The organism is Kordiimonas aestuarii (assembly GCF_025574465.1).
Taxonomy (GTDB): domain Bacteria; phylum Pseudomonadota; class Alphaproteobacteria; order Sphingomonadales; family Kordiimonadaceae; genus Kordiimonas; species Kordiimonas aestuarii.
In genome coordinates, this window is record NZ_JAOBPP010000020.1 from 21,885 (window position 1) to 48,115 (window position 26,231).

At 55.1% G+C, this 26,231-nt stretch carries 28 protein-coding genes, 1 tRNA gene and 1 pseudogene; 20 read left to right on the forward strand and 10 right to left on the reverse strand.

The window, feature by feature from the left end:
• Positions 1–11 precede the first annotated feature (11 nt).
• From crcB to OEU85_RS09475, 10 genes are all read left to right on the forward strand, one after another.
• Positions 12–389 carry a fluoride efflux transporter CrcB gene (gene crcB, locus OEU85_RS09430; protein ID WP_262691223.1) on the forward strand — a complete coding sequence of 126 codons (378 nt, stop codon included), beginning with the start codon at positions 12–14 and terminating at the stop codon, positions 387–389.
• Positions 386–1,363, forward strand: coding sequence for an RluA family pseudouridine synthase (locus OEU85_RS09435; RefSeq protein WP_262691224.1), 978 nt, complete (start codon positions 386–388; stop codon positions 1,361–1,363). Before crcB ends, OEU85_RS09435 begins: the two co-directional genes overlap by 4 nt.
• A 3-nt stretch (positions 1,364–1,366) precedes the next feature.
• Positions 1,367–2,047, forward strand: a complete 681-nt coding sequence (locus tag OEU85_RS09440) for an HAD-IA family hydrolase (RefSeq protein WP_262691225.1) — start codon at positions 1,367–1,369, stop codon at positions 2,045–2,047.
• Positions 2,048–2,088: 41 nt separating this feature from the next.
• Positions 2,089–2,517, forward strand: coding sequence for a hypothetical protein (locus OEU85_RS09445; RefSeq protein WP_262691226.1), 429 nt, complete (start codon positions 2,089–2,091; stop codon positions 2,515–2,517).
• 11 nt (positions 2,518–2,528) lie between these two features.
• Positions 2,529–3,227 carry an ATP12 family chaperone protein gene (locus OEU85_RS09450; RefSeq protein ID WP_262691227.1) on the forward strand — a complete coding sequence of 233 codons (699 nt, stop codon included), beginning with the start codon at positions 2,529–2,531 and terminating at the stop codon, positions 3,225–3,227.
• Between the two features lie 87 nt (positions 3,228–3,314).
• Positions 3,315–4,847 carry an acyl-CoA carboxylase subunit beta gene (locus OEU85_RS09455; RefSeq protein WP_262691228.1) on the forward strand — a complete coding sequence of 511 codons (1,533 nt, stop codon included), beginning with the start codon at positions 3,315–3,317 and terminating at the stop codon, positions 4,845–4,847.
• Positions 4,848–4,858: 11 nt separating this feature from the next.
• Complete coding sequence (locus OEU85_RS09460; RefSeq protein ID WP_262691229.1) at positions 4,859–5,089, forward strand: hypothetical protein; 231 nt, start codon at positions 4,859–4,861, stop codon at positions 5,087–5,089.
• An 18-nt stretch (positions 5,090–5,107) separates the two neighbouring features.
• Positions 5,108–7,093 carry an acetyl-CoA carboxylase biotin carboxylase subunit gene (accC, locus tag OEU85_RS09465; RefSeq protein ID WP_262691230.1) on the forward strand — a complete coding sequence of 662 codons (1,986 nt, stop codon included), beginning with the start codon at positions 5,108–5,110 and terminating at the stop codon, positions 7,091–7,093.
• Positions 7,090–8,268: an acetylornithine deacetylase gene (gene argE, locus OEU85_RS09470; protein ID WP_262691231.1), complete on the forward strand. Its 1,179-nt coding sequence runs from the start codon at positions 7,090–7,092 to the stop codon at positions 8,266–8,268. The genes accC and argE overlap by 4 nt, the downstream gene beginning before the upstream one ends.
• Positions 8,269–8,286: 18 nt before the next feature.
• On the forward strand, positions 8,287–8,583 hold the full coding sequence (locus tag OEU85_RS09475; protein WP_262691232.1) for an acylphosphatase: 297 nt from the start codon (positions 8,287–8,289) through the stop codon (positions 8,581–8,583).
• Between the two features lie 141 nt (positions 8,584–8,724).
• On the opposite strand, the pseudogene lipB reads toward OEU85_RS09475, so the two are convergent.
• Positions 8,725–9,351 (reverse strand): annotated as a pseudogene (gene lipB, locus OEU85_RS09480) (lipoyl(octanoyl) transferase LipB); the annotation flags it as partial.
• Positions 9,352–9,565: 214 nt separating this feature from the next.
• Here lipB and OEU85_RS09485 point away from each other — a divergent pair.
• The 4 genes from OEU85_RS09485 (at position 9,566) to OEU85_RS09500 (ending at position 12,468) form a co-directional block, all read left to right on the forward strand.
• Positions 9,566–9,808, forward strand: a complete 243-nt coding sequence (locus OEU85_RS09485; RefSeq protein WP_262691234.1) for a FliM/FliN family flagellar motor switch protein — start codon at positions 9,566–9,568, stop codon at positions 9,806–9,808.
• Between the two features lie 97 nt (positions 9,809–9,905).
• Positions 9,906–9,992, forward strand: a tRNA-Leu gene (locus tag OEU85_RS09490).
• Between the two features lie 226 nt (positions 9,993–10,218).
• The gene (gene mgtE, locus OEU85_RS09495; protein ID WP_262691235.1) at positions 10,219–11,652 is read left to right on the forward strand and encodes a magnesium transporter; all 1,434 of its coding nucleotides are present in this window, start codon (positions 10,219–10,221) and stop codon (positions 11,650–11,652) included.
• A 12-nt stretch (positions 11,653–11,664) separates the two neighbouring features.
• Positions 11,665–12,468, forward strand: a complete 804-nt coding sequence (locus OEU85_RS09500) for a response regulator (protein WP_262691236.1) — start codon at positions 11,665–11,667, stop codon at positions 12,466–12,468.
• A gap of 4 nt (positions 12,469–12,472) precedes the next feature.
• On the opposite strand, the gene panC is transcribed toward OEU85_RS09500, so the two are convergent.
• Positions 12,473–13,330, reverse strand: a complete 858-nt coding sequence (gene panC, locus OEU85_RS09505) for a pantoate--beta-alanine ligase (protein WP_262691237.1) — start codon at positions 13,328–13,330, stop codon at positions 12,473–12,475.
• A gap of 2 nt (positions 13,331–13,332) precedes the next feature.
• Positions 13,333–14,280, reverse strand: coding sequence for a glucosaminidase domain-containing protein (locus tag OEU85_RS09510; RefSeq protein ID WP_262691238.1), 948 nt, complete (start codon positions 14,278–14,280; stop codon positions 13,333–13,335).
• A gap of 126 nt (positions 14,281–14,406) precedes the next feature.
• Between OEU85_RS09510 and OEU85_RS09515 the strand changes: the two genes are divergently transcribed.
• From OEU85_RS09515 to OEU85_RS09540, 6 genes are all read left to right on the forward strand, one after another.
• Positions 14,407–15,273 carry a division plane positioning ATPase MipZ gene (locus tag OEU85_RS09515; RefSeq protein WP_262691239.1) on the forward strand — a complete coding sequence of 289 codons (867 nt, stop codon included), beginning with the start codon at positions 14,407–14,409 and terminating at the stop codon, positions 15,271–15,273.
• Position 15,274: 1 nt separating this feature from the next.
• Positions 15,275–15,715 (forward strand): J domain-containing protein, encoded by a 441-nt coding sequence (locus OEU85_RS09520; protein WP_262691240.1) that lies wholly within the window; start codon positions 15,275–15,277, stop codon positions 15,713–15,715.
• Between the two features lie 101 nt (positions 15,716–15,816).
• On the forward strand, positions 15,817–17,196 hold the full coding sequence (gene pgmG / locus OEU85_RS09525) for a phosphoglucomutase/phosphomannomutase PgmG (protein ID WP_262691241.1): 1,380 nt from the start codon (positions 15,817–15,819) through the stop codon (positions 17,194–17,196).
• A gap of 107 nt (positions 17,197–17,303) precedes the next feature.
• Complete coding sequence (gene clpS / locus OEU85_RS09530; protein ID WP_262691242.1) at positions 17,304–17,633, forward strand: ATP-dependent Clp protease adapter ClpS; 330 nt, start codon at positions 17,304–17,306, stop codon at positions 17,631–17,633.
• Positions 17,634–17,691: 58 nt separating this feature from the next.
• Positions 17,692–20,082: an ATP-dependent Clp protease ATP-binding subunit ClpA gene (clpA, locus tag OEU85_RS09535; protein WP_262691243.1), complete on the forward strand. Its 2,391-nt coding sequence runs from the start codon at positions 17,692–17,694 to the stop codon at positions 20,080–20,082.
• A 42-nt stretch (positions 20,083–20,124) separates the two neighbouring features.
• Positions 20,125–20,637, forward strand: a complete 513-nt coding sequence (locus tag OEU85_RS09540; RefSeq protein ID WP_262691244.1) for a GNAT family N-acetyltransferase — start codon at positions 20,125–20,127, stop codon at positions 20,635–20,637.
• On the opposite strand, the gene OEU85_RS09545 is transcribed toward OEU85_RS09540, so the two are convergent.
• The 7 genes from OEU85_RS09545 to OEU85_RS09575 all read right to left on the reverse strand — a co-directional run bounded on the left by OEU85_RS09545 (position 20,624) and on the right by OEU85_RS09575 (position 26,145).
• Positions 20,624–21,775, reverse strand: coding sequence for a GNAT family N-acetyltransferase (locus OEU85_RS09545; protein ID WP_262691245.1), 1,152 nt, complete (start codon positions 21,773–21,775; stop codon positions 20,624–20,626). The two genes, OEU85_RS09540 and OEU85_RS09545, sit on opposite strands and share 14 nt — an antisense overlap.
• Positions 21,776–21,785: 10 nt before the next feature.
• Positions 21,786–22,538 carry a glycerophosphodiester phosphodiesterase family protein gene (locus tag OEU85_RS09550; protein ID WP_262691246.1) on the reverse strand — a complete coding sequence of 251 codons (753 nt, stop codon included), beginning with the start codon at positions 22,536–22,538 and terminating at the stop codon, positions 21,786–21,788.
• A 4-nt stretch (positions 22,539–22,542) separates the two neighbouring features.
• Complete coding sequence (locus tag OEU85_RS09555; protein ID WP_262691247.1) at positions 22,543–23,004, reverse strand: RidA family protein; 462 nt, start codon at positions 23,002–23,004, stop codon at positions 22,543–22,545.
• 107 nt (positions 23,005–23,111) lie between these two features.
• Positions 23,112–23,813 carry a GGDEF domain-containing protein gene (locus OEU85_RS09560; RefSeq protein ID WP_262691248.1) on the reverse strand — a complete coding sequence of 234 codons (702 nt, stop codon included), beginning with the start codon at positions 23,811–23,813 and terminating at the stop codon, positions 23,112–23,114.
• Positions 23,814–23,900: 87 nt separating this feature from the next.
• The gene (locus OEU85_RS09565) at positions 23,901–25,202 is read right to left on the reverse strand and encodes a DNA polymerase IV (protein ID WP_394805410.1); all 1,302 of its coding nucleotides are present in this window, start codon (positions 25,200–25,202) and stop codon (positions 23,901–23,903) included.
• Between the two features lie 24 nt (positions 25,203–25,226).
• Positions 25,227–25,868, reverse strand: coding sequence for a hypothetical protein (locus OEU85_RS09570; RefSeq protein ID WP_262691250.1), 642 nt, complete (start codon positions 25,866–25,868; stop codon positions 25,227–25,229).
• 1 nt (position 25,869) lies between these two features.
• The gene (locus OEU85_RS09575; protein WP_262691251.1) at positions 25,870–26,145 is read right to left on the reverse strand and encodes a DUF3572 domain-containing protein; all 276 of its coding nucleotides are present in this window, start codon (positions 26,143–26,145) and stop codon (positions 25,870–25,872) included.
• Between the last annotated feature and the right edge of the window lie 86 nt (positions 26,146–26,231).

The window sequence follows — 26,231 nt, forward strand, 5'->3', positions numbered from 1 at the left end:
ATACGGATCGCATGCAGATGGTGCTTGCAATCGCCGCGGGGGGCGCGCTTGGTGCGGTATCCCGGCACTATGCCGCCGGTTATGTCTTTCGCGCATTTGGCTCAAGCTTTCCTTACGGCACCTTTGTGGTGAATGTGGTGGGGAGCCTGTTGATGGGGCTTTTGATTACTGCTTTTGCGGTCAAGTTCCAGACAAGTCAGGAATTGCGCGGTTTTCTGACTGTGGGCCTGTTGGGCGGTTTCACGACATTTTCAACCTACTCGCTGGAAACAGCGATGTTGATTGAAAGGGGTGACTGGAGCAGCGCGGCGGTTTATGCCTTTGGCTCTCTGGCGCTGGGGCTTGCAGCGCTTTTTATTGGAATTTGGCTTGGGCGGGTATTGCTATGAGTGGTGTTGAAAACGTTACAGTACACAAGGATGATGCGGGTATCCGTATCGACCGCTGGTTCAAGCGGCATTACCCTTTGGTCAGCTTTGGCCGGTTGCAGAAAATGATGCGCAAAGGCGAAGTTCGCCTTGATAGCAAGCGCGTCAAGGGCGACGAACGTATTGAACCCGGGCAAATTATCCGCGTGCCGCCGCTTGGTGATGCCGCCAATGAGTTGCCTGAGCGCACGCCCAAACGCCGCATGACCGATGCCGAGATCGCCGAGGCGCAGTCATGGGTATTGTACCGCGATGATGACGTGATTGCCATCAACAAGCCCGCTGGCCTGCCCACGCAGGGCGGCACGGGACAGACCAAGCATCTGGACGGCATGCTGGACGCGCTGCGTTTTGGCAGCCACCATCGGCCACGCCTTGTGCACCGGCTGGATAAGGATACTTCGGGTGTTCTGTTGCTTGGGCGCACGCCCAACGCAACTGCGGCGCTGGCGAACGCATTCAAGACCAAAGAAACCGACAAACGCTACTGGGCGCTGGTGATGGGCTGTCCCAAACAGCGTGACGGACGTATCATTCTTAAAATGTCCAAGGCGCCGATTAAAGGCAACGAACGTATGGTCGTCAGCAATGACGGCCAGCATTCGCTGACGGACTATGCTGTTGTGGACAATGCTGGCCCACAGGCAGCGTGGCTTGCGCTTAAGCCGCATACCGGGCGTACCCATCAGTTGCGGCTGCACTGTGCAGAAATGGGTCACCCGATCGTGGGGGACGGCAAATATGGCGGGGCGGATGCCTTCCTTTCAGGCGCAATTTCAAAAAAACTGCACCTGCACAGCCACTCAGTCAGCTTCCCGCATCCCGAAGGTGGCCGCATGAGCGTGACAGCGCCCTTACCGGCCCATATGGCGGCAAGCTTCGAGATGCTTGGCTTCGGTGTTGAGTTCTACGAAGATCCGCTCGCGGAGGAATAAGGCGTGGCGGCACACAATAAACTGGTGATTTTTGACTGTGATGGCACTCTTGTGGACAGCCAGCATATGATTGTCAGCGCCATGCATGAAACATTTGCCTCCCGTGGGTTGCCGACGCTTGATGACCTGGCTGTCAGGCGCATCGTGGGGCTAAGCCTTGTTGAGGCAATTGCGACCTTGCTGCCCGATGCTGAGACCGAACTGCACACCGAGATGGCTGAGTTTTACAAAGGTGTGTTCTACCGCCTGCGCGTTGAGGAGGGGGCGGGACCTGACCCGCTTTATCAGGGCACGCGCGAAGTGTTGGAATCGTTAAATGCTGAGGGGTATCTGCTTGGTGTGGCAACAGGGAACAGCATGCGGGGGCTCAAGCGTGTGCTTGATGAGCATGGCCTTGGCCATTTGTTCGTAACCTTGCAGACCGCAGATGCACACCCCTCAAAACCACATCCGTCCATGGTGCAAACCGCAATTGTCGAGGCGGGCAGCGCGGAGGGCGTGACCATGATGATCGGCGATACGACATTTGATATGATGATGGCGCGCAACGCCCGTGCGCATGCCCTTGGGGTTGACTGGGGTTATCATGCGGGTGATGAACTTCAGGCTGCGGGCGCTGTTGAAGTGATGTCCAGCTTTTATGATATCCCGGCTCACGTCGAAGCGCTGATCGGTACAGCATAAAAGCACAATAGGGTGGTGAGATGAAACAGGAACAAAATGAGTTGCAGGCCGACGCACTTAAACCACGCATCGGTTTTCTGGTTGTGGCCGGTATTTTGTGCTTGGGCGCTATCGGCGTCTATCTGTTTGAGGATTTGCTTGTCGGTTCGCGAGGAGAGGGGAGTATCGCCTTTGCCTTCGTGCTGGGCTTTCTTGTGCTGAGCACGCTGGTTTTTATCCTTTTTTACCGGGTGCCCCGGATGGGAAACCGCCTCCTTGGCTTCGATAGCGTGCTGAAAAAGCAGCGTAAAACTGAAAAGTCGAGCATGAGCTACACGGGAAGTTTTCACGTTGAGACAGGCTTGGCTGAAAAGCGCCAGAATACCCAGCGCAAGACGGCCCGCCATTCGCGCCGCCACTATGCAGAGGTCACCCGGCAGATGAAGGCCGAAAAGGCTCGTCCAAATACGCAGAATAACGACGAAGAATAGCTGCTAACTATATGAAAAAATTCTATAAAACTGTTTCCGTGGAAGCTGCAGGCAATGGTTATGTCATCACGCTTGACGGCCGCCTTGTCAAAACGCCGGGCCGGGCGACGCTTGTGTTGCCCACGCAGGCGATGGCGGAGGCCATTGCCGCAGAGTGGCGTGCGCAGGAAGAGACCGTCCAGCCGGACACCATGCACCAGACTCGTTTTGCGAACACCGCGCTTGACCGGGTGACAAAACACCATGACGCGGTAGTTGGAGAGATTGCAGGTTTCGCGGGCACAGACCTGCTGTGTTACCGGGCGGCTGAGCCAGCGGAACTGGTTGAAATGCAACAGGAGGTTTGGGATCCCTACCTCAAATGGGCGGCAGAACGTTATGGTGTCGCGCTTGAAGTTACCTCTGGCATCATGCCAGTGCGTCAGGATGCAGAAGCGCTTGAAAAGTATGCCGCGGTCGTTCGAGGGTACAATGCGTTTGAACTGACAGCACTGCATGCGGTAACGAGCGCCTTGGGATCTCTTGTGCTTGCTCTGGCTTTTTTGGAGGACCACAGCCCACTTGATGCAGTCTGGCGGGCCAGCATCCTTGATGCAGTGCATCAGGAAAGCAATTGGGGAACTGACTGGGAAGTCGAGGAAAAGCGCGAAAAGTTGCATGGTGAGCTTGTTGCAGCCGCAGAGTTTATTTCGCACCTGCGAAATAAATAGCTGGAAAGCATCCGCCTGAGAAGATAAGAACGATTTTGGCTTGGGTGGCAAGGGAGTGCTACCCCACAGTCTGAGGGAAGGGAGCATATGAAAGAAATCCTGGAACGCCTGGAGCTTAAGCGCCATGACGCCCGTATGGGTGGTGGCCAAGCCCGGATCGATGCGCAACATGCACGTGGCAAGTTGACCGCCCGCGAACGCATTGACCTGCTGCTCGATGAAGAGAGCTTCGAAGAATACGATATGTTTGTGGAGCACCGCTGCACTGATTTCGGTATGGCGGAAACCAAATATCCGGGCGACGGTGTTGTCACCGGCTCGGGTACTATCAATGGCCGACTGGTCTACGTTTACAGCCAGGATTTCACCGTTTTCGGTGGTTCGCTGTCGGCTACACACGCTCAGAAAATCATCAAGGTCATGGATATGGCCATGAAGGTTGGCGCACCCGTGATTGGGCTGAACGACAGTGGTGGCGCCCGTATTCAGGAAGGTGTCGCGGCGCTGGGCGGGTATGCTGACGTATTTCAGAAAAACGTGCTGGCGTCCGGTGTTGTACCGCAAATCTCCATGATCATGGGGCCATGCGCGGGTGGTGCGGTTTATAGTCCCGCAATGACGGATTTCATCTTCATGGTGGAGGACAGTTCCTACATGTTTGTCACCGGCCCTGATGTGGTGAAAACTGTAACAAACGAAGTAGTAACGCAGGAAGAGCTTGGCGGCGCGTCAACACACACCACCAAATCCGGCGTGGCGGACAAGTCTTTCGAAAATGATGTTGAAGCGCTGGCACAACTGCGGCGTTTCTTTGATTTCCTGCCGCTCAATAACCGGGAAAAGCCACCGGTGCGACCCACCTTTGACCGGCCAGACCGTATCGAGGCGTCGCTGGACAGTGTGGTGCCGTCAAACGCCAACAAGCCGTATGACATGCATGAAGTGATTGAGAAGGTTGTCGATGAAGGTGACTTCTTTGAGCTTCAGCCACGCCACGCAGGCAACATCATCATAGGCCTTGCGCGCATGGACGGTGAGACTGTCGGCATTGTCGCCAACCAGCCGATGGTGCTGGCAGGTTGCCTTGACATCGACAGTTCAAAAAAAGCAGCGCGGTTTGTGCGCTTCTGCGACTGTTTCAACATTCCCATTGTCACCCTTGTGGATGTGCCGGGTTTCCTGCCGGGCACGGCGCAGGAATATGGCGGTATCATCAAGCATGGTGCCAAGCTGTTGTTTGCATACGGCGAAGCGACGGTGCCGAAAATCACCGTAATTACGCGCAAAGCCTATGGCGGCGCGTATGATGTGATGGCGTCCAAGCACTTGCGCGGCGACCTTAACTACGCATGGCCGACGGCCGAGATTGCCGTGATGGGCGCGAAGGGCGCTGTGGAAATCCTGTACCGCAAGGAAAAGGATGATCCGGAAAAGATTGCCGCGCGCACCAAGGAATATGAAGATCACTTTGCCAACCCGTTTGTTGCTGCCCAGCGCGGATTCATTGACGAAGTGATCATGCCGCATTCCACTCGTCGCCGCATCATCCGTGGTCTCAAGAAGCTTGCCAACAAGCATCTTGAGAACCCCTGGAAAAAGCACGACAACATTCCACTTTAAGGGAGAAGCTGGTGGCACGTCCGTTACCAAAAGATCTTGAAAAGGATATCGCAGGCACAGCCAAGCGGGCGGAAATTCGCTCGGTTGGCCTCGCATGCCTGATCCTTGGCACGGCATTTGGTTTTGGGCTGGGCGCTGCGTTTTTCAGCTCCGCCGGCAGTACATTTTATTTCATCATTGGCGCAGGTGTCGTCGGCGTGGCCTGGTTCCTCGCTGCCCGCGCGCGCAAAAAGAAATCATAAAGGTGAGGGAAGCACTTCATGTTTAAGAAGATCCTGATAGCCAACCGGGGGGAAATTGCGTGCCGGGTCATGAAGACTGCGCGTAAGTTCGGTATCAAGACCGTGGCCGTTTATTCTGAAGCGGACGCAGACGCGCTGCATGTGGAAATGGCGGATGAAGCCGTGTATATAGGCCCGCCTGCGGCCGCTGAAAGCTATCTTCTGGCAGACAAGATTTTGCAAGCAGCCAAGGATACAGGAGCCGAGGCAATCCACCCCGGCTATGGCTTCCTGTCCGAGCGCGCGAGCTTTGTGAAAGCTGTGCAAGATGCGGGAATTGCCTTTATCGGCCCAGATCCCAAGGCAATCGATGCCATGGGCGACAAGATTACGTCCAAGAAGCTTGCGGCCGAAGCTGGTGTTTCCACCGTGCCGGGTCATATGGGCATCATCAAGGACGCGGACGAAGCGGTTAAAATCTCAGCGGATATTGGTTACCCGGTCATGCTTAAGGCGTCTGCCGGCGGTGGCGGCAAGGGCATGCGTATTGCCTATAATGACGAGGAAGCTCATGAAGGTTTTCTGTCTGCCCAGAATGAAGCCCGTTCCAGCTTTGGCGATGATCGCGTGTTTATTGAAAAATTTGTCGAAGAGCCACGCCACATCGAAATTCAGGTGCTGGGCGACAAGCACGGCAATGTGATATATCTGGGCGAGCGTGAATGTTCGATCCAGCGCCGCCACCAGAAGGTGGTTGAGGAAGCGCCAAGCCCGTTCCTTGACGAAAAAACCCGCAAGGCGATGGGAGAGCAGGCAGTTGCGCTTTCCAAAGCTGTTGACTACTGCTCCGCGGGTACCGTGGAGTTCATTGTCGACAAGCACAAGAACTTCTATTTCCTCGAGATGAACACGCGCCTCCAGGTGGAACACCCGGTCACCGAACAAGTGACAGGTATCGACCTCGTGGAGCAGATGCTGCGTGTCGCAGCGGGCGAGAAGCTTTCGATCAAGCAGGAAGATGTAAAGCTCAACGGTTGGTCGGTTGAGACCCGAGTGTATGCGGAAGACCCGCTCAGGGGTTTCCTGCCGTCCATCGGGCGTCTGACACGTTACCTGCCGCCGGAAGAAAGCGAGCATGTGCGCGTGGACACGGGCGTCTATGAAGGCGCTGAGATTTCCATGTTCTATGACCCGATGATTGCCAAGCTCGTTACCACTGGCAAAACGAGGGATGAAGCCATCGCAGCGCAGCGTAGCGCGCTGGATGAATATTACATCCGTGGCATTGCACACAATATTCCATTCCTCGCCGCCCTGATGGCGCACCCACGCTTCCAGAAGGGCGACATGACGACTGGCTTTATTGCCGAGGAATACCCTGACGGCTTCACCGGCGGTGCACTAAGCGCCGAGGTGAAGGAAGCGATGATCGCGGCGGCAAGTTTCATCAACGCGGTTGAGGTCTCGCGCGCGACACAGATTGATGGCCAGATCTCCGAACCTCGCGGCCCTCAGGAACAGCCATGGGTCGTGACAATCGACGGCGAGGACGTGGTCACCGGTGTCTTGCTGATAGAAGACCATGCCGAGATTGCCATTGGCAAAAAACGCCTGCCAATCCTGAGCGATTGGCGCCCCGGCCTCCCGGTGTTCTATGCCCGCATCGGAGAGCGTGAATTTGCCATGGAAATTGATCGCCGTCCGCTTGGCCTGATGTTGACATGTGATGGTGTCACGATGGATATCCGCGTGCAGACAGAGCGCGCGGCTAAGCTTCATGCCCTGATGCCGGAGAAAGAAGCACCAGATACATCAAAGCTTCTTTTGTGCCCAATGCCGGGGCTTGTTGTGTCTATCGCGGTGGAAGAAGGCGATGAGGTCAAAGCTGGTCAGGCGCTTGCGGTGGTCGAAGCCATGAAAATGGAAAACATTCTGCGCGCCGAAAAAGACAGTGTCGTGAAAGCGGTCAACGCTGCAGCGGGCGACAGCCTTGCCGTTGATGCTGTGATCCTGGAGTTTGAATGAGCGACGTAGCGCAGGCAAACGCGGCCATCGTGCCCATGCTGGCGAAGCTGGTGGGGTTTGATACCACCAGCCGCAATTCCAATCTCGCGCTGATCGATTATATCCAGACTTATCTCCATAGCCACGGCATCAAAAGTACGTTGGTCAGGAATGCTGGCGGCGACAAAGCCAACCTGCTTGCCACCATCGGGCCCAATGTGGCCGGTGGTGTTGTGCTTTCGGGTCATACCGATGTTGTACCAATTGATGGTCAGGACTGGGCGACGGATGCGTTTACCTTGCATGAGGGTGGCGCTGGCAAGCTGCATGCGCGGGGGACCGCAGATATGAAGGGGTTCATTGCGGTGTGCCTTGCCTATGTGCCGGTATTCAAGGCTGCAAACCTCAAGCGCCCGATCCACTTGGCTTTCACCTATGACGAAGAAGTCGGCTGTCTGGGTATTCAGGCTATGCTGCCGCACCTGCGCGAACATTGTGCGACGCCGCGCCTTGTGGTGGTGGGGGAACCGACAAGCATGCAGGTGGCCGCTGCCCACAAGGGGCAGTATGTCTCCCGCACCCGCATTTACGGGCTTGAGGCACATTCAAGCAGGCCTGAAGACGGTGTGAATGCCGTTGCGGCCGCCGCCGAGTTGATCAGTATGATCACGGGCTATGCTATGCATGAGCGGCGAAGCGGTGTGCATGACGACATGTTCGACCCGCCCTATACATCTTTTAACGTGGGCCCCATAAAAGGAGGCAGTGCGTTCAACATCATTCCCGGCGAATGTGAATTTGACTGGGAGTTCCGTTTTGTACCGGGCACTGATGGTCAGGCGATTATTGATGGCTACCAGCGGTATCTTGATGAAAAACTCAACCCCCGCCTGCGCGCCGCCGGGGGTGATGGCTGTTACGCCGAGAATGAAGTATGGGCATATCTTCCGCCGCTGACGGCAACACCGGGGTCCGACGCGGAAACCCTGGCGAAAATGCTGGCCAACCGAAATGACACCATGGTTGTGGCATTTGGTACAGAAGCCGGGCATTTCCAGAGCATCGATTTCCCGACGGTCGTATGCGGTCCCGGCGATATCGCGCAGGCTCACAAGCCGGACGAATTTATCGAGGTCAGCGAACTTCAGGGGTGTGGAGCCCTTATGAAGCGCCTGGCCGATGTGTTATCCTCCTGAGCCGGAGGTAGTTTTCTGATGAGCAATACTGACCAGAAAAAAGTAGCCGTCCGCGTCCGTATTTTCGGCCGTGTGCACGGCGTTTTTTACCGCAACTGGACCAAAGGTGAGGCGGAAAAACTTGGCCTTTATGGCTGGGTGCGAAACAGAACGGATGGCTCTGTTGAGGCCCTGTTTGTCGGCCCGGGGCCAGACGTTGATGAAATGCTGGGCTTGTGCCACGAAGGCTCCCCGAACGCCAGCGTCGACAAAATCGAGATTGAAGCCGCCAAAGGCATCACGGCGGAGCGTTTCGACGTCAAGCCGACGGTATGATCCCTAAACCTGGAAAACCGGGTGGTTTTCTTCAATTGGGTCGGAATTATCTGTCACGCCACTTTCTGTTTGCTGAGCTTCAAACGGGAGCGCGGTCGAAGCACCCTCTGGTGCCTCCTGATACTCAAGCGTCATGCGGCGCGGCTCCATGCCGAATATCTCGTCGAATGCTGCCTTAAGGGCAACATCCACATCAGCCATGGTGACCGGCAGGCCGAGGTCTTCAAGGCTGGTAACGCCATGTTCCGAGATGCCGCAGGGCACAATGCCGTCAAAGTGGCTGAGGTCGGGCGCCACATTGATGGCGATACCATGATAGGTGACCCACTGACGCACACGGACACCGATGGCAGCAACTTTGTCCTCACGGCCGTCACCACGTTCAACCCACAGGCCGACGCGACCCTTGCGACGCTCGGCCTTCACATTGAAGCTGGCCATCGTGCTCGCGATGACTTCCTCAAGGCTATAGACAAATTGCCGAACGTCGCGGCCACGTTTCTTGAGGTCCAGAAGGAAATAGACCACCCGTTGGCCGGGACCATGGTAGGTATATTGCCCACCGCGGCCCGCGTCATATACCGGGAACCGGTCAGGGTCGACAAGGTCCATCGGGTCAGCGCTGGTGCCTGCGGTATAAAGCGGTGGATGCTCCAGCAGCCAAACCAGTTCCTGCGCTTCACCCGCACGGATGGCTCGGACACGGCTTTCCATTTCTTCAATCGCATCAGGATAACTGACAAGGTCGTCGCTGATTCGCCATTCCAGGGCAGGGGTGCTCATGACTTCAATCTCCGGAAAACCGATACATTGCGGCCTTAATACCGCCAAGCGGGCGCGAGGCCAAGCCTTTCCTGTGCTTCTGCCTTGAAGCTCTTCTTTGTTTTGGTTAAGGAAATGATAAGATAGAAGTGGCAAGCTGCCGAAAACATATTACGGTTAAAGCGCTTGCGGCACGTGCCGTGTGGCAAATGGGGTTATCATGAATTATCAGGCCGTCAACCGCGTCACTGTTGAGATTACTGTTGTGCTGGGGCGCACCCATATGCCTGTGCGGCAACTTCTGAAGATGGGCCGTGGCGCCGTGATTGATCTTGATGCCAAGCACGAGGACGAGTGCTGGATCTACGCCAACAACGAACTGATTGCCCGTGGGGAGATCATGATCGTTGGTGAAAAGATCGGCGTATCCATTACCCGGATGATGAGCCAGCTTCAGGTTTAAAGCGCTCGTCTTCCCAGCCTTTTTCAAAATGTTTCAAAAATGTGCAATTTTTCGCTTGCGGCCCCCATGCGAACTTGATAGTTAAGCGCCGCGTCCCGCGGTCGTGGCGGAATTGGTAGACGCGCAGCGTTGAGGTCGCTGTGGGGTAACACCCGTGGAAGTTCGAGTCTTCTCGACCGCACCATAAAAACCCGCAGGGAAAATCCCTGCGGGTTTTTTTATTGGCTGAATTCAATCTCGTTTCTTGCGGGTTTATTGTGATCCCTCCCAATTTTGTCTTTTTTTCAATGCCTACTGGAAACCGAACAGGCTTTCTTTTATCAAGCATAGTCAGGTAACATTATGATCGGGCTTGAGGCTGCTTCGGCAGAGCAGGCGGGCGATGGGCATCAAAGCAAGGGGAGCGCGAGATGACAGACAACGGGCAAGATCCGCGTCAGACCGAAGAAGAACTCCCTGAGGACGAGGCTGTCGTCGATGCCGACGACGATGAAACCGAAGTCCACCATGACAAGGAATTTATCCAGCAGGTTCAAAGCGCTGTCCGCGAGGAAGATGCGGACAGGGCGTATGAACTGGTAGCTGACCTGCACGCCGCCGATGTTGCTGACCTTCTGGAAGTCTTGCCGTCAACGCAGCGCGTCGGCTTTATCGAACTTTTGGGCGAACGTATTGACCCCGATGTATTGATCGAGGTCGAGGGCGCCGCGCAGGATGACCTATATCAACACATGTCCAACGAGCTTATCGCCGATGCGGTAACTGAGCTTGAGGCGGACGATGCTGTTTACGTACTCGAGGAGTTAGATGAGGTAGACCGGGAGGAGGTCCTGCGGGCCCTTGCCGCGGATGACCGGGTCGCGATTGAGGAGAGCCTGAGTTATCCGGAAGAATCAGCCGGCCGCTTGATGAGCCGGGACTTTGTCTCGCTGCCGGAATTCTGGACCGTTGGCCAGACGATTGATTTCCTGCGCTCGGAAGATGAAGACATTCCTGACGATTTCTACGATATCTTTGTTGTTGATCCCGCGCACCGGGCGGTGGGCACGGTGCCGCTGTCGCGCGTGATGCGTACTCACCGCCATGTGACGATTGGGTCCATTATGGAAGGCGACCCACATCTTGTGAAGGTCACCGCCGACCAGGAGGAAGTGGCGTACCAATTCTCCAAGTACCACCTGATCTCCGCGGCAGTTGTCGATGATTCGCAACGCCTTGTCGGTGTGGTGACGGTGGATGACATCGTGGAGGTAATCGGCGACGAGGCGCAGGAAGATATTCTGGCACTTGCGGGTGTTGGCGAAGAATCAGGCGTGAACGAGAATTTTATCGAGGTCACAAAAAGCCGGTTCCTGTGGCTTTTTATCAATCTGGGTACCGCCGTGCTTGCCTCCGCCGTGATCGGTCTTTTTGACGCTACAATTGAGCAGATGGTGGCGCTGGCTATCCTGATGCCGATCGTTGCCTCCATGGGCGGTAATGCGGGCACACAGACCATGACCGTAGCCGTGCGCGCTATTGCGACCAAGGAGCTTAGCCGCACCAACGCCATCCGTGTTATGAACCGGGAAATGATGGCGGCACTGGTGAATGGTCTGGTGCTGGCTGTGGTGTCGGGCGCAATGGCGTGGGCCTGGTTTGGTAACATGAAGCTCGGGCTAGTCTTCGCCTTTGCGATGGTCTTTAATATGTTTGTTGCGGGGCTGAGCGGCGTTCTGGTTCCCATCGGCCTTAATAAGGCCGGGGCCGACCCTGCAATTGCTTCCAGTGTGTTTGTTACAACCATTACCGACGTTGTCGGCTTCTTTGCCTTTCTCGGAATCGCCGCGGCATTTCTTCTCTAACTGGGTGTCAGTATGGACAACGGCCTTGTACTGCTAGTTGACGACGAGCCGGTTGTGCTTCGGGTGCAAGCCGCAGCCGTCAGGCAGTTTGGTTTTGAGACACTGATTGCGGAAACGGCCGAGGAAGCGCTGATGGTGACCCGCAAGCATCGACCTTCGCTGGTGATCAGCGATGTGCAGATGCCGGGCGAGGGCGGTTTTGACTTCGTGGATGCGCTCGAAAAGCAGGGATTGAAAACCATGCCTGTGATTTATCTCACGGGGTATGACGACATTGAGATTATCCGGGGAGGCCTGCGTGCTGGCGGTGACGACTTTGTTATCAAGGGTGGTTCGGTGGAAAGGCTGCGGAAACGTATTGCTTTCTGGATGGCCAGCGGCTTTCAGGAATTGCCAAGCGACCTCAGGCGTCGGGCGCTTTTAGCGGCAAATGCTGTCAGGGGGGACGCCTTCCGGGATGTGGAAAACCACCTGGTATTCAATCAGGGGCTGGTGGACCGTGTAGTTGCGGAAGTGAAGAGTGAACTTGCTCCGTTGACAGCCGACTTCGGCGTACGGCTGGTAGAGCGCGTATGCACAATGGGACGCATCTCTAAGCTGATCATTGATGCCAGCGAGGGCTTCGGGGACTATGTCCGCTTTCCGGACTATTTTGTCACTGTGGTTCACACTGTGCAGCCGGGCTGGGCGCGGGACTTCTGGCCCCTCCTGAAGCGTTTCGAGGATTGGTCCTGCGATACCCGGTTTGTGCTTGCAGGTGTTGAGCCGCTGCAGCCAATCCAGAATTATGAGTGGTTTATGGAGGGGCTGGCCTGAAGGCTTACGCCTTGTTGATTGCCATATTGTCCAATAGCCGGACACCGCCGATGCGGGCGACTGCAAGCACCCGTGCGTTGCGATCTAGTCTATCCAGTGGCTCCAGGCTTTCCGGATCAACGACAGCAACATAGTCCACCGAGAGAAAACCGGCACTGAGAAGCGCCTCACACGCTTCTTTTTCCGCCTGTCGGATATCGGTGCCATTTTGGACCTTCGCGGTCAGCTCATTCAAGGCGATGTTGAATGTGGCTGCCACTTGGCGCTCCTGATCGGTCAGGTAAGCGTTACGGGACGACGCGGCCAGGCCGTCCGCTTCCCGGATCAAGGTACCGCCCATAATTTCCACTGGAATATTCAGGTCCGACACAAAGCGCCTGATGACAGCCAGCTGTTGATAGTCTTTTTCGCCAAAAATGGCGACATCCGGCATCGCTTGCAGGAGCAGTTTGCTGACAACAGTAGCAACGCCGTCAAAGTGTCCGGGGCGGAGCGCACCTTCCAGCCGCTCCGAAATGCCACCAACATTCACTTTGCTGGCGAAGCCTGAGGGATACATTTCCCTGGCATTTGGCGCAAACACGAGACTGGCTGGTGTGCTGGCGAGTTTTTTTCGATCTTCCGTCTCGGTGCGTGGATATTTGTCGAAATCCTCTCCCTCGCCAAATTGGGTTGGGTTCACAAAGATGGACACGATGATTCGGTCGGCTTTTTCGGCAATCGCGCGCACGAGTGACAGGTGGCCGTGGTGCAGCGCACCCATCGTGGGTACGAGGCCGACGCTATGGCCTTCTTCACGCCATCCTTTCACAACGTTACGCAGCGCTTGGACACTGCGTACAACGGGGATCGATTTGCTCATGATTATCCTTCGATATGGGAAGCGAGCTGCGCGCTGTCTAGCCCGTCCAGACCATTGAAATTGATGATGGACAGGATATCGCTGACATATTCGGGCCCACGTTCGGAATAGCTGATTAGGGCTGGCGCTAGGGCTGCGCCGGTAACCGACAGGTTATGCTGCCGCAGCTCGGCGCGGCGCAAGCGCAAGTCCCGATAGCTCGGATGCCGGTTCAGGTTGGTCATATAGCTCAGTACGCTATCAAGAAGATAATCGAAGCTCTTGATTTTATGTGTTTTGCCCTCATCCCGTTGAAGGGGGGTCAAACCATCGGCATCGCCCCATACCCACTCACCAAACAGTGCGTTGCCAGCTTGTGCGAAACGACTGGTGCCCCAGCCTGATTCCATGGCCGCCTGAGCAATCGCCAGTGAAGGCGGAATAATATCACAGCGGAAGATCAGAAGATCAATGTCCGCAAGCGCGAAATTGGTGTGACGCCTGACACGGTATTGACGAGCCTTGGACTGTAGCCATTTCTTTTCGCTGTTCCTGAGGGCGGCACCATTCAGCATTTTTTTCTTCAGTGATAACAGGACACCGCGATCAGCGATGATCAGTTCGTTGGCGCGCAGGATAATGGGCAGCATCGCGGAGGTGAAAAGTCGCTTCTTCTCTCGTGCGTTATCAAGGTCGGGAAGGTCACCAGGCAACCGCGCGAGAAAGATCCGGGGGACCGCTTCGACCGCATGCATTTCTTTTTGCAGGAGGCGGGCAAGGCGCGGAGACATCTCTTTCTTTTCCCGTGGCGGATATTGGTGCGCCAGATAGTTCGGCTGATCGCCCACAAGTGCGTCGGGGCGGGATAATTCGAGCAAATAGCGCGCCAGCATTATGGGCCCGACAAAGAGCACACAGATGAGCGCGATCATCACAAACGTTTTTCGTACACGTATGCGCACGATGAGCATTTCTCCTTCCCCAGAACTTCTATATACCTTGCTAATAAATCTAGTGGCAAACGGCAAGATCGTCTAATGCTATGGCGAACATACGACAAGCCCTGTCGTCAAGTAGTGTGTTGTGGAGGTAACTCGGTGCCGGATAGTGTGGCAAATCCAGATAATCTGCCCGTAGGGCGGCCTTATCTTATTGTTCTGGGGAATGAAAAAGGCGGTTCAGGTAAATCAACAACCGCCATGCATATCGTGGTTTCGTTGCTGCGCGAGGGTTGGCGCGTTGGTACGATTGATCTTGATGCGCGGCAAAAAAGCCTCACTCGCTATATCGAAAACCGGCGTGCGCACGCGGCGGCGAAGAAAATCCCGTTACCGATGCCGGTCGAAATGGTTGTTCCCAAGTCGACCTACAGAACGACGGATGAAGCCGAAACTGATGAAAAAAATCGTTTCGAGGAAGCCTATATGAACCTGATGGATAAGGTTGATGTGGTGGTGGTTGACTGCCCCGGCAGTGATACTTTCCTCTCGCGTCTGGCGCACACGGCCGCTGATACGCTGGTCACCCCTGTAAATGACAGCTTTGTTGATCTGGATCTGCTAGCGCGTGTCAATGCCAACACCCACAAGGTTGATGGCCCCAGCCTGTATGCCGAAATGGTATGGAAAGCAAGACAGCGCCGCGCCATGGCCGATGGGGGTTCCATCGACTGGGTAGTGCTTAGAAACCGGGTGGGCGCGCTGCATGCCAAGAACAAGGAGCGTGTGGAGCAGGTCTTGAACGAACTGACAAAGCGTATCGGCATTCGCCACGTTTCAGGCCTTGGCGAGCGGGTGGTCTATCGTGAGCTGTTTCTCCGAGGCCTTACGCTCATGGATCTGAAGGAAGCAGGCGGGATTGACGGCAAGGGTTTATCCCTAAGCCACGTCGCCGCGAGACAGGAGGTCCGTAAGTTGATGGATTCGCTTAACCTTCCGTTCCGGCAAGCTGAGAAGGTTTCCTGAGATGTTTGTCTGGTTGATCGTCGGCCTTGCCCTTGCCTTCCTCTTGCTGATGTTGCTGAACTGGTGGGCGAAGGCCGAAGTGAAAACCGCCAAAAGCTCGCTCTTTTGGGCGATTCTTGCCGTGTGCGCAATTCTTACCTTCGCGTTGATGGCGTCAGGAAAGGGGCTCGCGGCTATCTTGCCGATCGGCTTCGCGGCTTGGCGCATGTTTGGGGCCAAATCCATGCCACGAGGCCGCGCTGGGCCGGGCAGGCGCAACGATAGCGGCCCGATGAGCCCATCGGAAGCGCGGGAGGTGCTCGGCGTCAGGGAGGGGGCGGGTGAACAGGAGATCAATGCCGCCTATCGTCAGCTAATGGCAAAATATCACCCAGACAAGGGCGGTAACGACTGGATGGCGAGCAAGCTGAATGAAGCCCGTAAGGCGCTTCTGGGCAAATAGAGCAGTTTTGCGCAACTATTCTGTGCCTTCCTGCATTGACGTTGGCAGGCCTGGCTGCCACCTTAACTCTATTCATTATTCCGACTTTTTGAGAGATTTCGATGACTGAGCATTTTTTCCACTCAACCGTTCTCCGTGAATATGACGTTCGCGGGATTGTCGGGGAAACCCTACATTCTGCAGACGCTTTTGCGCTTGGCCGGGCGTTTGGTACCCATGTGCGGCGTGCGGGCGGCAGCCGGGTCTGTGTGGGATATGACGGCCGGGTGTCTTCCCCCGAGCTGTCATCACGATTGATGGAAGGCCTGGCCAGCACAGGACTTGAGGTGCTCAACATTGGCCTTGGTGCAACACCCATGTTGTATTATGGCGTTTTTGAGCTTGATACCGATGGCGGCATCATGGTGACCGGCTCGCACAACCCACCAAACTATAACGGCTTCAAGATGATGCTGGGCAAAAAACCATGTTTTGGTGATGCGATTCAGGCGCTTGGTGCGACCGCGAATGCGGGCGACTTTGAAGTCGGCGAGGGATCGATCGAGGCGGTGGATATCTTTGATCGCTATGTTGAACGATTGTTGCGAGACTATGAGGGTGCGTCGTTCAATGTGGCATGGGACCCGGCCAATGGCGCCGCTGGTCCCGCCATAGAAGCACTGGTCAAGCGGTTGCCGGGCGAGCACATCGTGATCAACGCCGAAGTGGATGGTACATTCCCCAATCACCACGCTGACCCAACGGTTGAGGAGAACCTTGAGCAACTCAAGGACGTGGTAGCTGAACATGGTTGTGACATTGGTCTGTCGTTCGACGGTGATGGCGACCGTATCGGAGCTGTTGATAGTAAGGGTAGAGTTGTTTGGGGCGACCAGATGCTGGCGATCATGGCTGGCGACCTTCTGGCAGAGTTGCCCGGCGCACCCATCATTGCTGATGTGAAGGCCAGTCAGGCGCTCTTTGACCGTATCAGCGAACTGGGTGGGGAACCCGTTATGTGGAAAACCGGCCATTCGTTGATCAAGTCAAAAATGGTTGAACTGAAAGCACCGCTCGCGGGGGAAATGTCCGGCCACATTTTCTACAAACATAAGTTTTATGGTCATGATGATGCGATATACGCGGGCCTTCGGTTCCTTAACGCAATCGCGAAACAGGGTGGTGATCTCGCGGCTCTCAAAGATGGCTTGCCAGCGGCAATCAATACACCGGAACTCCGCTTTGATTGTGACGAGGTCCGCAAGTTCGAAGTAGTAAAGGAAGTCAAAGCCCGGCTTGAAGCAGCGGGCGCCAATATGTCCACTGTTGATGGTGTGCGGGTGCAAACCGATGATGGCTGGTGGCTCCTGCGTGCCTCAAACACACAGGCCGTGTTGGTGGCCCGGTGCGAAGCGTCAACAGAAGAGGGACTGGTTCGCTTGAAGAAAACACTGGTCGCCGTACTTGCCGAATCTGGCGTTGAGGCGCCCGATAACCTGTAAGACATATTTGACGGAAAAGAAAATCTCATACCTTCACTGCATGTTTACTCTTTTAGAAGAAGCTTTATGCATTACATTATGGAGGTATGGATTTTTGCGGAGGATCGATGCCTGACAAAAGACAAGATGGCGATAATGGCGGCACAGGCACAGGTCTGCTGACGCGGTCTGACACCAAGACCAAAAAGCCATCCATGTATAAAGTCTTGCTCCTCAACGATGATTTCACACCGATGGAGTTTGTGGTGCATATATTGCAACGCTTTTTCCGTATGAATGTGGAGCAGGCAACAGAAGTCATGCTGCACGTGCATCAGCGCGGTGTCGGCATATGTGGCGTTTTCACCTATGAAGTGGCCGAGACAAAGGTCAATCAGGTGCTGTCATTTGCTCGCCAGCATGAACATCCGCTTCAGTGCACACTCGAAAAAGAGTGATAACACAGGTGCGGGCCGGTTGAAGGCGGGCCCCGTAATCTGAGAAGGATAGAAACGAGTGCCAAGATTTTCGCCCCACCTTGAAGAGACCCTGCATCGTGCGTTGAAGGAGGCGAACGAGCGTAGTCATGAGTATGCCACGCTGGAACACCTTCTGTTGTCGCTGCTGGAGGACCCGGATGCCACCGCGGTCTTGAAGGCGTGCGATGTCGATGTGGAAATATTGCGCTCTCAGGTGCTGGAGTATCTTGATGATGACATGGAAAACCTGAAGGTGGATGCAGATGGCCTTGAAGCCACTCCTACTGCGGGTTTCCAGCGCGTTGTACAGCGCGCGCTCCTACATGTGCAGTCCTCTGGCCGGGAGGAAATGACAGGCGCTAATCTACTTGTCGCCCTGTTTTCCGAGCGTGAAAGCCACGCAGTCTATTTCCTGCAAAGTCAGGATATGACGCGCCTTGATGCTGTCAGCTATATCTCGCACGGGATTGCCAAGGTGCCTGAGCTGAAGGAAGACCGCGAAATTCACGGGGCCGATGAGGATGGTGAGGAAGTTCAGCGTGACCAGCCTGCGAGCGAAAGCAAGAAGGCTGACACGGCTCTCGCAGCCTATTGCGTTGATCTCAATGAAAAAGCCAAGGCAGGCAAAATTGATCCACTGATCGGACGGGAAGCAGAACTTGAACGCGCAGTGCAGATCCTGTGCCGCCGGTCGAAAAACAACCCGCTGCTGGTGGGGGACCCGGGCGTTGGTAAAACAGCGATTGCCGAGGGGCTGGCGCGCCGTATCGTGGAAAAAGACGTGCCGGGGGTATTGGATAACGCCGTGATCTATTCGCTTGATATGGGCTCCCTTCTTGCCGGCACCCGCTATCGGGGTGACTTTGAGGAACGCCTGAAAGCAGTGGTGAAGGAACTTGAAGGTCGTGAAGGCGCAATCCTGTTTATTGATGAGATACACACAGTCATCGGAGCAGGGGCAACGTCTGGCGGTGCGATGGATGCATCCAACCTTTTGAAGCCAGCGCTTGCTAGCGGTACGATTCGCTGCATGGGGTCGACCACTTATAAGGAATTCCGCAGTCACTTTGAAAAGGACAGAGCACTCCTGCGCCGTTTCCAGAAGATAGATGTGAACGAGCCGTCCGTTGATGACGCGGTGAAGATATTGCGTGGTCTCAAGCCGTATTTTGAAGAGCATCACAAGGTACGTTACACAGCCGATGCCATAAAAACAGCGGTAGAGCTGTCGGATCGGTATATTTCTGACCGCAAACTTCCCGACAAGGCTATTGATGTGATTGACGAATCGGGCGCTGCCCAAATGTTGCTGCCGCCATCGAAACGCAAGAAAACCATCGGCGTCAAGGATGTGGAAGCTGTGGTTGCCAAAATCGCGCGCATTCCACCGAAAACCGTTACTCGCGATGAAGGTCGCGTGATGTTCACGCTTGAGGGCGACCTCAAGCGTGTGGTCTTCGGGCAGAATGCAGCCATTGAAGCGCTGAGTGCGTCTATAAAGCTGTCACGTGCGGGCCTTCGGGAGCCCAATAAACCGATTGGCTCCTACCTCTTTAGCGGCCCCACGGGGGTCGGCAAGACCGAGGTCGCGCGGCAGCTGTCGCACCTTCTAGGTGTGGAATTGCATCGCTTTGATATGTCGGAATATATGGAGCGTCACTCCATCTCGCGCCTCATTGGTGCCCCGCCCGGATATGTCGGTTTTGACCAGGGTGGCTTGCTGACTGATGCGGTGGATCAGCATCCGCACTGTGTGTTGCTATTGGATGAGATCGAAAAGGCGCACCCTGACCTCTTCAACGTGCTGTTGCAAGTGATGGATAACGGCACATTAACGGACCACAATGGCAAGAAGGTCGATTTCCGCAATGTGATCCTGATCATGACCACTAACGCAGGGGCGGCAGAGCTGTCTAAAACCGCGATCGGCTTTGGCCGTGAGACCAACGATGGTGCGTCGGAAGAGGCGGTAAAACAGATGTTCAGCCCTGAATTCCGGAACCGGTTGGACGCGACCATTGCGTTTGACTTCCTGCCGCCTGAGGTGGTGTCAAAGGTGGTCGAAAAGTTCGTTTTGCAGCTGGAGCTTCAACTCGCTGACCGCAACGTGGAAATTTCCCTCAATGAAGATGCCAAGGCATGGCTCGCGGACAAAGGCTATGACCGCCATTATGGTGCTCGGCCGCTCTCTCGTGTCATTCAGGAAAGCATTAAAACACCACTCGCGGATGAACTTTTGTTTGGCAAACTGGCTAAGGGCGGTGAAGTGGTTGTGAAACTCAAAAAAGACAAGCTTGATTTTGAGATAACGCCTCACGCCCCGCGTGAAACGCCGGCCAAGACAAAGAAGTCCAAGCCGAAGGCCAAAGCCAAGTCTGGTGTGCCAGCGACCCGGGGCGAAAACAAACCGCCGGTACCGGTGAAATAACTGGCAGGGGTAGTGACGAAGGTCTTTCTGGAAACTGAAAGAATGAAGCTGCGTGATTGGTGTAATGCCGACCGCGCAGCTTTCGCTGCAATGAACGCAGACGCCGACGTTATGCGCTATTTTCCTGCTACGCAAAGCCGGAAAGAAAGTGATGCATCGGTAGACCGTTGCATGGCGCGTATTAAAAGCGACGGTTTTGGCTTCTGGGCCGCGGAGTTACAGGAAACAGGCGCATTTATTGGTTTCATTGGCATCCAACAAGCGTCTGATTATCTGCCCTGTGCTCCCGCGACGGAGATCGGCTGGCGACTAGATAAGCGTTATTGGGGCAAGGGCTTGGCACCCGAAGGTGCGCGTGCTGCACTCCAATATGCGTTTGAACGGTTGGGGATTAGTGAGGTAATTGCAATCACCAGCGTGAACAATTCACCTTCCCGCCGTGTAATGGAAAAGATTGGCATGGCGCACGACGCTGCAGGTGATTTTGACCACCCGATGGTGCCTCTGGAAAGCCCTGTTTCCCGTCACGTGCTGTATCGCATCAGCTCTTCTTGAACGGGACATGGGCGCCCAGATAGTCAATCTCTGCATCGATTTCGCGCCGCTCGACCTCAAGAAAGCGTGCGACGGCCTCGCGAAAACCGGGGTTGGGTATCCAATGTGCGCTATAGGTTTTTTGGGGTTGATAGCCGCGCGCTAGTTTATGCGGGCCCTGGGCGCCAGCCTCAACGTGCTTGATGCCACGTGCGATGGCATAGTCCATGGCCTGGTAATAGCAGGTCTCAAAATGCAGGTTGTCGAACATTTCGGTGCAGCCCCAGTACCGGCCATAGAGTGTGTCGCATCCAATGAAATTGAGCGCCCCGGCAATGGTTTTTCCTTCATGCTCGCATAGAATAAGGAGAATGCGGTCCGCCATTGACTGTCCGATCAGCGAGAAAAATTCGCGGTTCAGATAAGGCGTGCCCCACTTTCGGTGGCCGGTGTCGGTATAGAAAGTGAAAAAGATGTCCCAGTCGCTTTCACTGATTGCGTCTCCAGACACATGGCGGAAAGTGACGTTCTGCTCAAGAACACGTCTGCGTTCCTTTTTGATTTGTTTCCGTTTCCGTGACGACAATGCAGACAGAAAGTTATCAAAGCTGCTGTAGTCGTCGTTGTGCCAATGGAATTGCTGGTCGGTCCGTATCAGGTACCCTGCGTTTTGTGCCTGCTTGGCCTCGCCCTCATCCATGAATGTCATATGCAGGGACGAGACACCGAGTTCCTTACAGGCATTGCATCCGGCGGAAAGCAGTGCGGTACGCAGATGTTCACTACCAGGCCTCGCCAGAAGCCGCGGCCCGGTCACTGGTGTGAAGGGGATGGCCGACTGCAGCTTGGGGTAATAGCTACCACCTGCGCGCTGATACGCATCCGCCCAGCCGTGATCGAAGACATATTCACCGTAGGAGTGGCCCTTGAGGAACAGTGGCATGATAGCATTGATTGCGCCGGTCGTTTTATCCCGGATCACGAGATGGTAAGGCTGCCATCCACTGTCGGCATTTGTGCATCCGGATTGTTCTAGCGCGAGAAAAAAAGCACGGTCAAGAAACGGATGACCTGTGCCCGCGCATGCGTGCCAGTCTTGCTCAGGAATAAGGGACACGCTGGCGACAACTTCAGCCGTAAGCTTGTCGGCTGCTGGCACGGGCGTCTCCTCAGGCCTGATCGCCAATAACGGCAGGTTTCTCGAAAATCATCGCATCGGCGTGTTCACGGGCGATGGTTTCCATCTTTTGGTCACGTACGGTCCATGTCAGCAAGGGTTTGCCTTTCTTGCGCCAGGAGGTACAGAAGCTGTTGGGTAACAGGTTTACGTCGCAGGCGATGAAATCCGGTTTGCATTTGTGCACCCAAAGCTGGAGAGCAAGCCGTCGTTTAACGCTCAACAGAAACTCACGTCCGACAACAAGGCCGCGGGGATATTTGGGCATATAGGTCTTGAACCAGTTCACGACCCTTGGATCAAAAGACATAATGGCAACTGGCCCGCCATAACCCTCAAAGGCGTGGCGCACCCCAGCGCACAGTTTCTGGGGGCTTTTATGGCGCGATGACTTGATTTCCACAAATAGAGGGCGCTCGCTGTCTACTTCGTCCAGCACATCAGGCAAACTGGGCATGGGCTGGCCGCTCTTACCGACGATAAATTCCTCCCTTAGCTGCTTGAAACCCCATGTGGCAACGGCCCCCTTGCCGTTGGTCATTCGATCAAGCAGTTCGTCATGAAAGACCACGATGATATCATCGACTGTTGCCCGAACATCAATCTCAACAGCATATCCCGCCTTAACGGCGGCATGCACAGAAGCCAAAGTGTTTTCTTCTGTTGACGTGCCTGCCTCAAACAAACCTCGATGAGCGATGTCATGTTCTGTCAGCCAGGGAAAGTGCCGTTGATTATTTGCCATAAGATTAGCCAATCTCCACGAGGGCATCGATTTCAACCGGGACATTAAGAGGCAGGGCGTTGGTACCAATCGCGGAACGACTGTGTTTGCCCTTGTCACCAAATACATCAACCATCAGGTCGCTCGCGGCGTTGATAACCTGCGGCTGGCCGCCAAAGCCGTCAACACAATTCACAAAGCCGCCCAGCTTGACTATGCGGACAACCCGCTCCAAGTCACCAGCGCAAGCAGCCTTGATTTGTGCAATGATGTTGAGGGCACATAGCCTCGCCGCAGCACACGCATCTTCAATTGAAACGCTGTCGCCCACCTTGCCCTCAAACGCAAGCTTGCCGTCCTTCATCGGGATCTGACCCGAGATCGAGACGAGATTACCGCTTTGGACATAGGGCACGTAATTGGCCACAGGCGCGACCGGTGTGGGGATGTCAATGCCAAGTTCAGCCAATCGTTGATCAATGCTCATAAAGTTGCTCCGGCGTGAAAAATATAAAGAAACTAAGCCCTTATATCAAAGGCCCTTCTATAAAAAAAGGGCCTTGAAAGGCCCTTCTATCACGTTTCCGCCAGTAGCTAGGCGGTGCGCAGGTGACGGCCCTTTCGCTTTTCCTTGTCGTGATACATGGCCTGATCGGCAGCTTCGATCAGGTCGCCCGGGTCGGTCGTTGCACTGAACGGGTGGGTGCCAATTGAGCATTTCACGGGGATGCGTGTGCCACCATAAAGCACTTTTCCTCGGTTGATACTGTCTTGCAGGGTACGCAGGCGCTGAATTCCCTGTTCGGGGTCACACCGGTTGAGGATGACCGCAAACTCATCACCGGCGATGCGAGCAACCACATCGCTTGGCCGCACATGTTGCTTCAATGTTTTTGCGACGAAGCGCAGCACAGCGTCCCCTGCCATATGGCCATGATGATCGTTGATGTCTTTAAAGCCGTCGAGATCAAGGAAGCCTAATACGCCCGCTTCCTGGTGGCGCGCGGATGAGGACAGCGCCTGACCCAAGGCAAGTCGAAGGCCCCGGCGGTTTGGGATGCCGGTAAGCTCATCAGTGACAGACAATTGCTCAAGGTAGGCGATGCGGTCCTGCTGTTCGGACATTCGCTGTTCAGCGGCGGCGGCAAAACTGAGCACTTCGGTAATGAGTTGCCAGCCGGTGCTGTCAAACTTCATTTCGGCGTTGGCGGCGGTTCGCATCAGCTTGCTTGCAAGCTTGCTTACATATGGGTTGATCGCCGTCTTGTCTTTCAGTTTGCTTTTTTGCTCAATCATCTTCGTCTCCGATCTACGCGGTGCGAGTTGATACAAGCAAGTCGTGTGCCACACTGTGTGTTTATTAACTCTTTGAAATATAATGAGTTATCGCTTGGGTTGAGAGGGCTTTCGGGCAGTTTTTGCCGCCTCGATGGAGCGTCCCGTCATTATTGCCGCCTTGCCGAACTTACCCTTAAGCGCATCCATGGTTTTTTCGGCTGTGCGTTTCTTGGTGCGCCCCGGCTCCACGAGGTCAGGTTGGTCTGCTTCCGAAAGCGGGCGGAAGTGGCTGACACCAATGCCTATAAGGCGGTAAGGGGTACCATTGACAAGCGGCTTCAGGAGTTGCTGCCCTACTTCGAAGATATTCGTGGCGAGTTGCGTGGGTGCATCCAGAGTGCGCGAGCGGGTGATGATGCGGTGCATGCTGTTTTTCAGTTTCAGGGTAACGGTAAGCCCCGCCAGTTCTTTGCTTTTTAGGTCGCCTGAAACGTTTTCAGATAGACGCCAAAGCTTTGCCTCCAGTTCGTCATAGGTGACGAGATCGCGGTCAAGTGTTCGTTCGCTCGAGACACTTTTGGTTGGCTGTTCAGCATTGATACGGCGCGTATCGATACCGCGGGCCAGCCGATAGAGGCGGAGGCCTGTTTCCCCGTAGCGCCGCGCCAGCGTGCCTTCGTCCATCGCCTGCAACTGATGAATTTCGGATAGCCCGTCGCGTGCGAGGTTTTGTGCGGTTTTTGTACCGATCCCGTAGATCCGGGTGATCGGCATTGGGGCGAGTATGTCGAGCTTTTCACCTTCGCCGATCACGGTAAAGCCCCGAGGCTTGTTCATGTCGGAGGCAAGTTTGGCGAGGAATTTATTGGGCGCGAGGCCGATTGAAACTGTGATGCCGATCTCCGTCTCGACTTTGGCTGCAAGCCGCGCCAGTTGCACAGCGGCAGGCGCCCTGTGCAGGCGTTCGGTGCCGGAAAGATCCATAAACGCCTCATCAATCGACAGAGGTTCCACCAGCGGTGTAAGGTCGCGCATCATGGCACGCACTTGGTGGCCGGCCTGTCGGTAAACGGCCATTCTTGGCAGGATAATGATTGCGTCCGGGCACAGTTTTTTGGCTTTATACATCGGCATGGCTGAGCGAACGCCGCTCATGCGCGCAATATAGCAGCAGGTTGAGACAACTGACCGGTTGCTTTCGCCACCGATGATAAGCGCTTTGGTGGCGAGTTCGGGATTATCGCGCTTTTCAATCGACGCATAAAATGCATCACAGTCGAGGTGAGCGGTGGTCAGTTCAAGAAGCTCGACATGGCTAACGACACGCGTTCGCCCGCATTCGGGGCAGGGCCCTGCGCAGCGATAGACATGAAAGCAGCTTCGGCAAAGAACCGCGCTGTGGGGCATATCCTTGCTAGAAGCTGTCACGTCTTACTCCATGACATGATTGCGCAGGTGATGGGTCAGGGTCGGCCAGTCATCAATGCGGACATGAGCATGCTCCGCCTTGTCAATCATGGACGCAAGGCGAGGGTCGGCGACAAAATGTACGCGGTGGATATCAGGGGCGTATTGCGCGACAGATTTGTGTTGTGGCGGCAAGTCGTCGACAAACACAATGGGTGCGTCATGGTGTGCGGCAACGCGTGCAACTATGGGTCCCTTTCCTCCCTGATTGGAGAGCACCGGGAAATTGATTCCCTGCGACCGCAGGCTCGCTTCCCGCCTCGCGCGGCATCGGTCTGGTATATTGCTCAGGATCGCGATGTCATATGGTGCAGAGAGGCTCGAAAGTGCCTCGGTAACACCGGGCACGAGCGGAACATCGTGCGAGCAGGCGTCGAAAAAACCGGCAATCAGTTCTTTTACGGTAAGTGGTTCAGCGGGAATCCCGGTCTCTTGTCTGTAAATATTACCGGACAACTGGAAACTATTAAGTCTGATTTCGTATCCGCAGGTTAAAAGATGAACCTCAAGCCGTTCGACAAAACGTAATAACACTTCATCCGCATCAAGAAGAAGTATTGGCCTTTTAGGGCTGATTTCAGCTATAAATCTTTCAATACTGGTCATGCTACCATTCTAGCCCTTCGCCCCCGCCAAGTGTGCGCCACGCACGCATTATCGTCTCGGGTTTTTCGCTTGTGGCCGATGCAAATGCCAACAGGTCAGGTTCGTGAGCCATCAGGAATTCAAGCACTGATGCTTGGAAGTCCTGATGTTGAAGACGCGCGCGAATATCATCCACATCTGTCCCGGAAAGGGCCAGAAACCTGTCTCTCAGCGTGTCTTCCGTAAAGATAAATGTCGCCGCCTGTAGGGCTATTGCTTCAGCCATGTCGCGTGTCATTCTCGGCCGTCTCTCTGTGTGTTTGTCTGTGTGGCGTTGGTGCGCTCCAGTGTCCCACGAGAGAGGGTGGCTGGAAATGGCTTTTT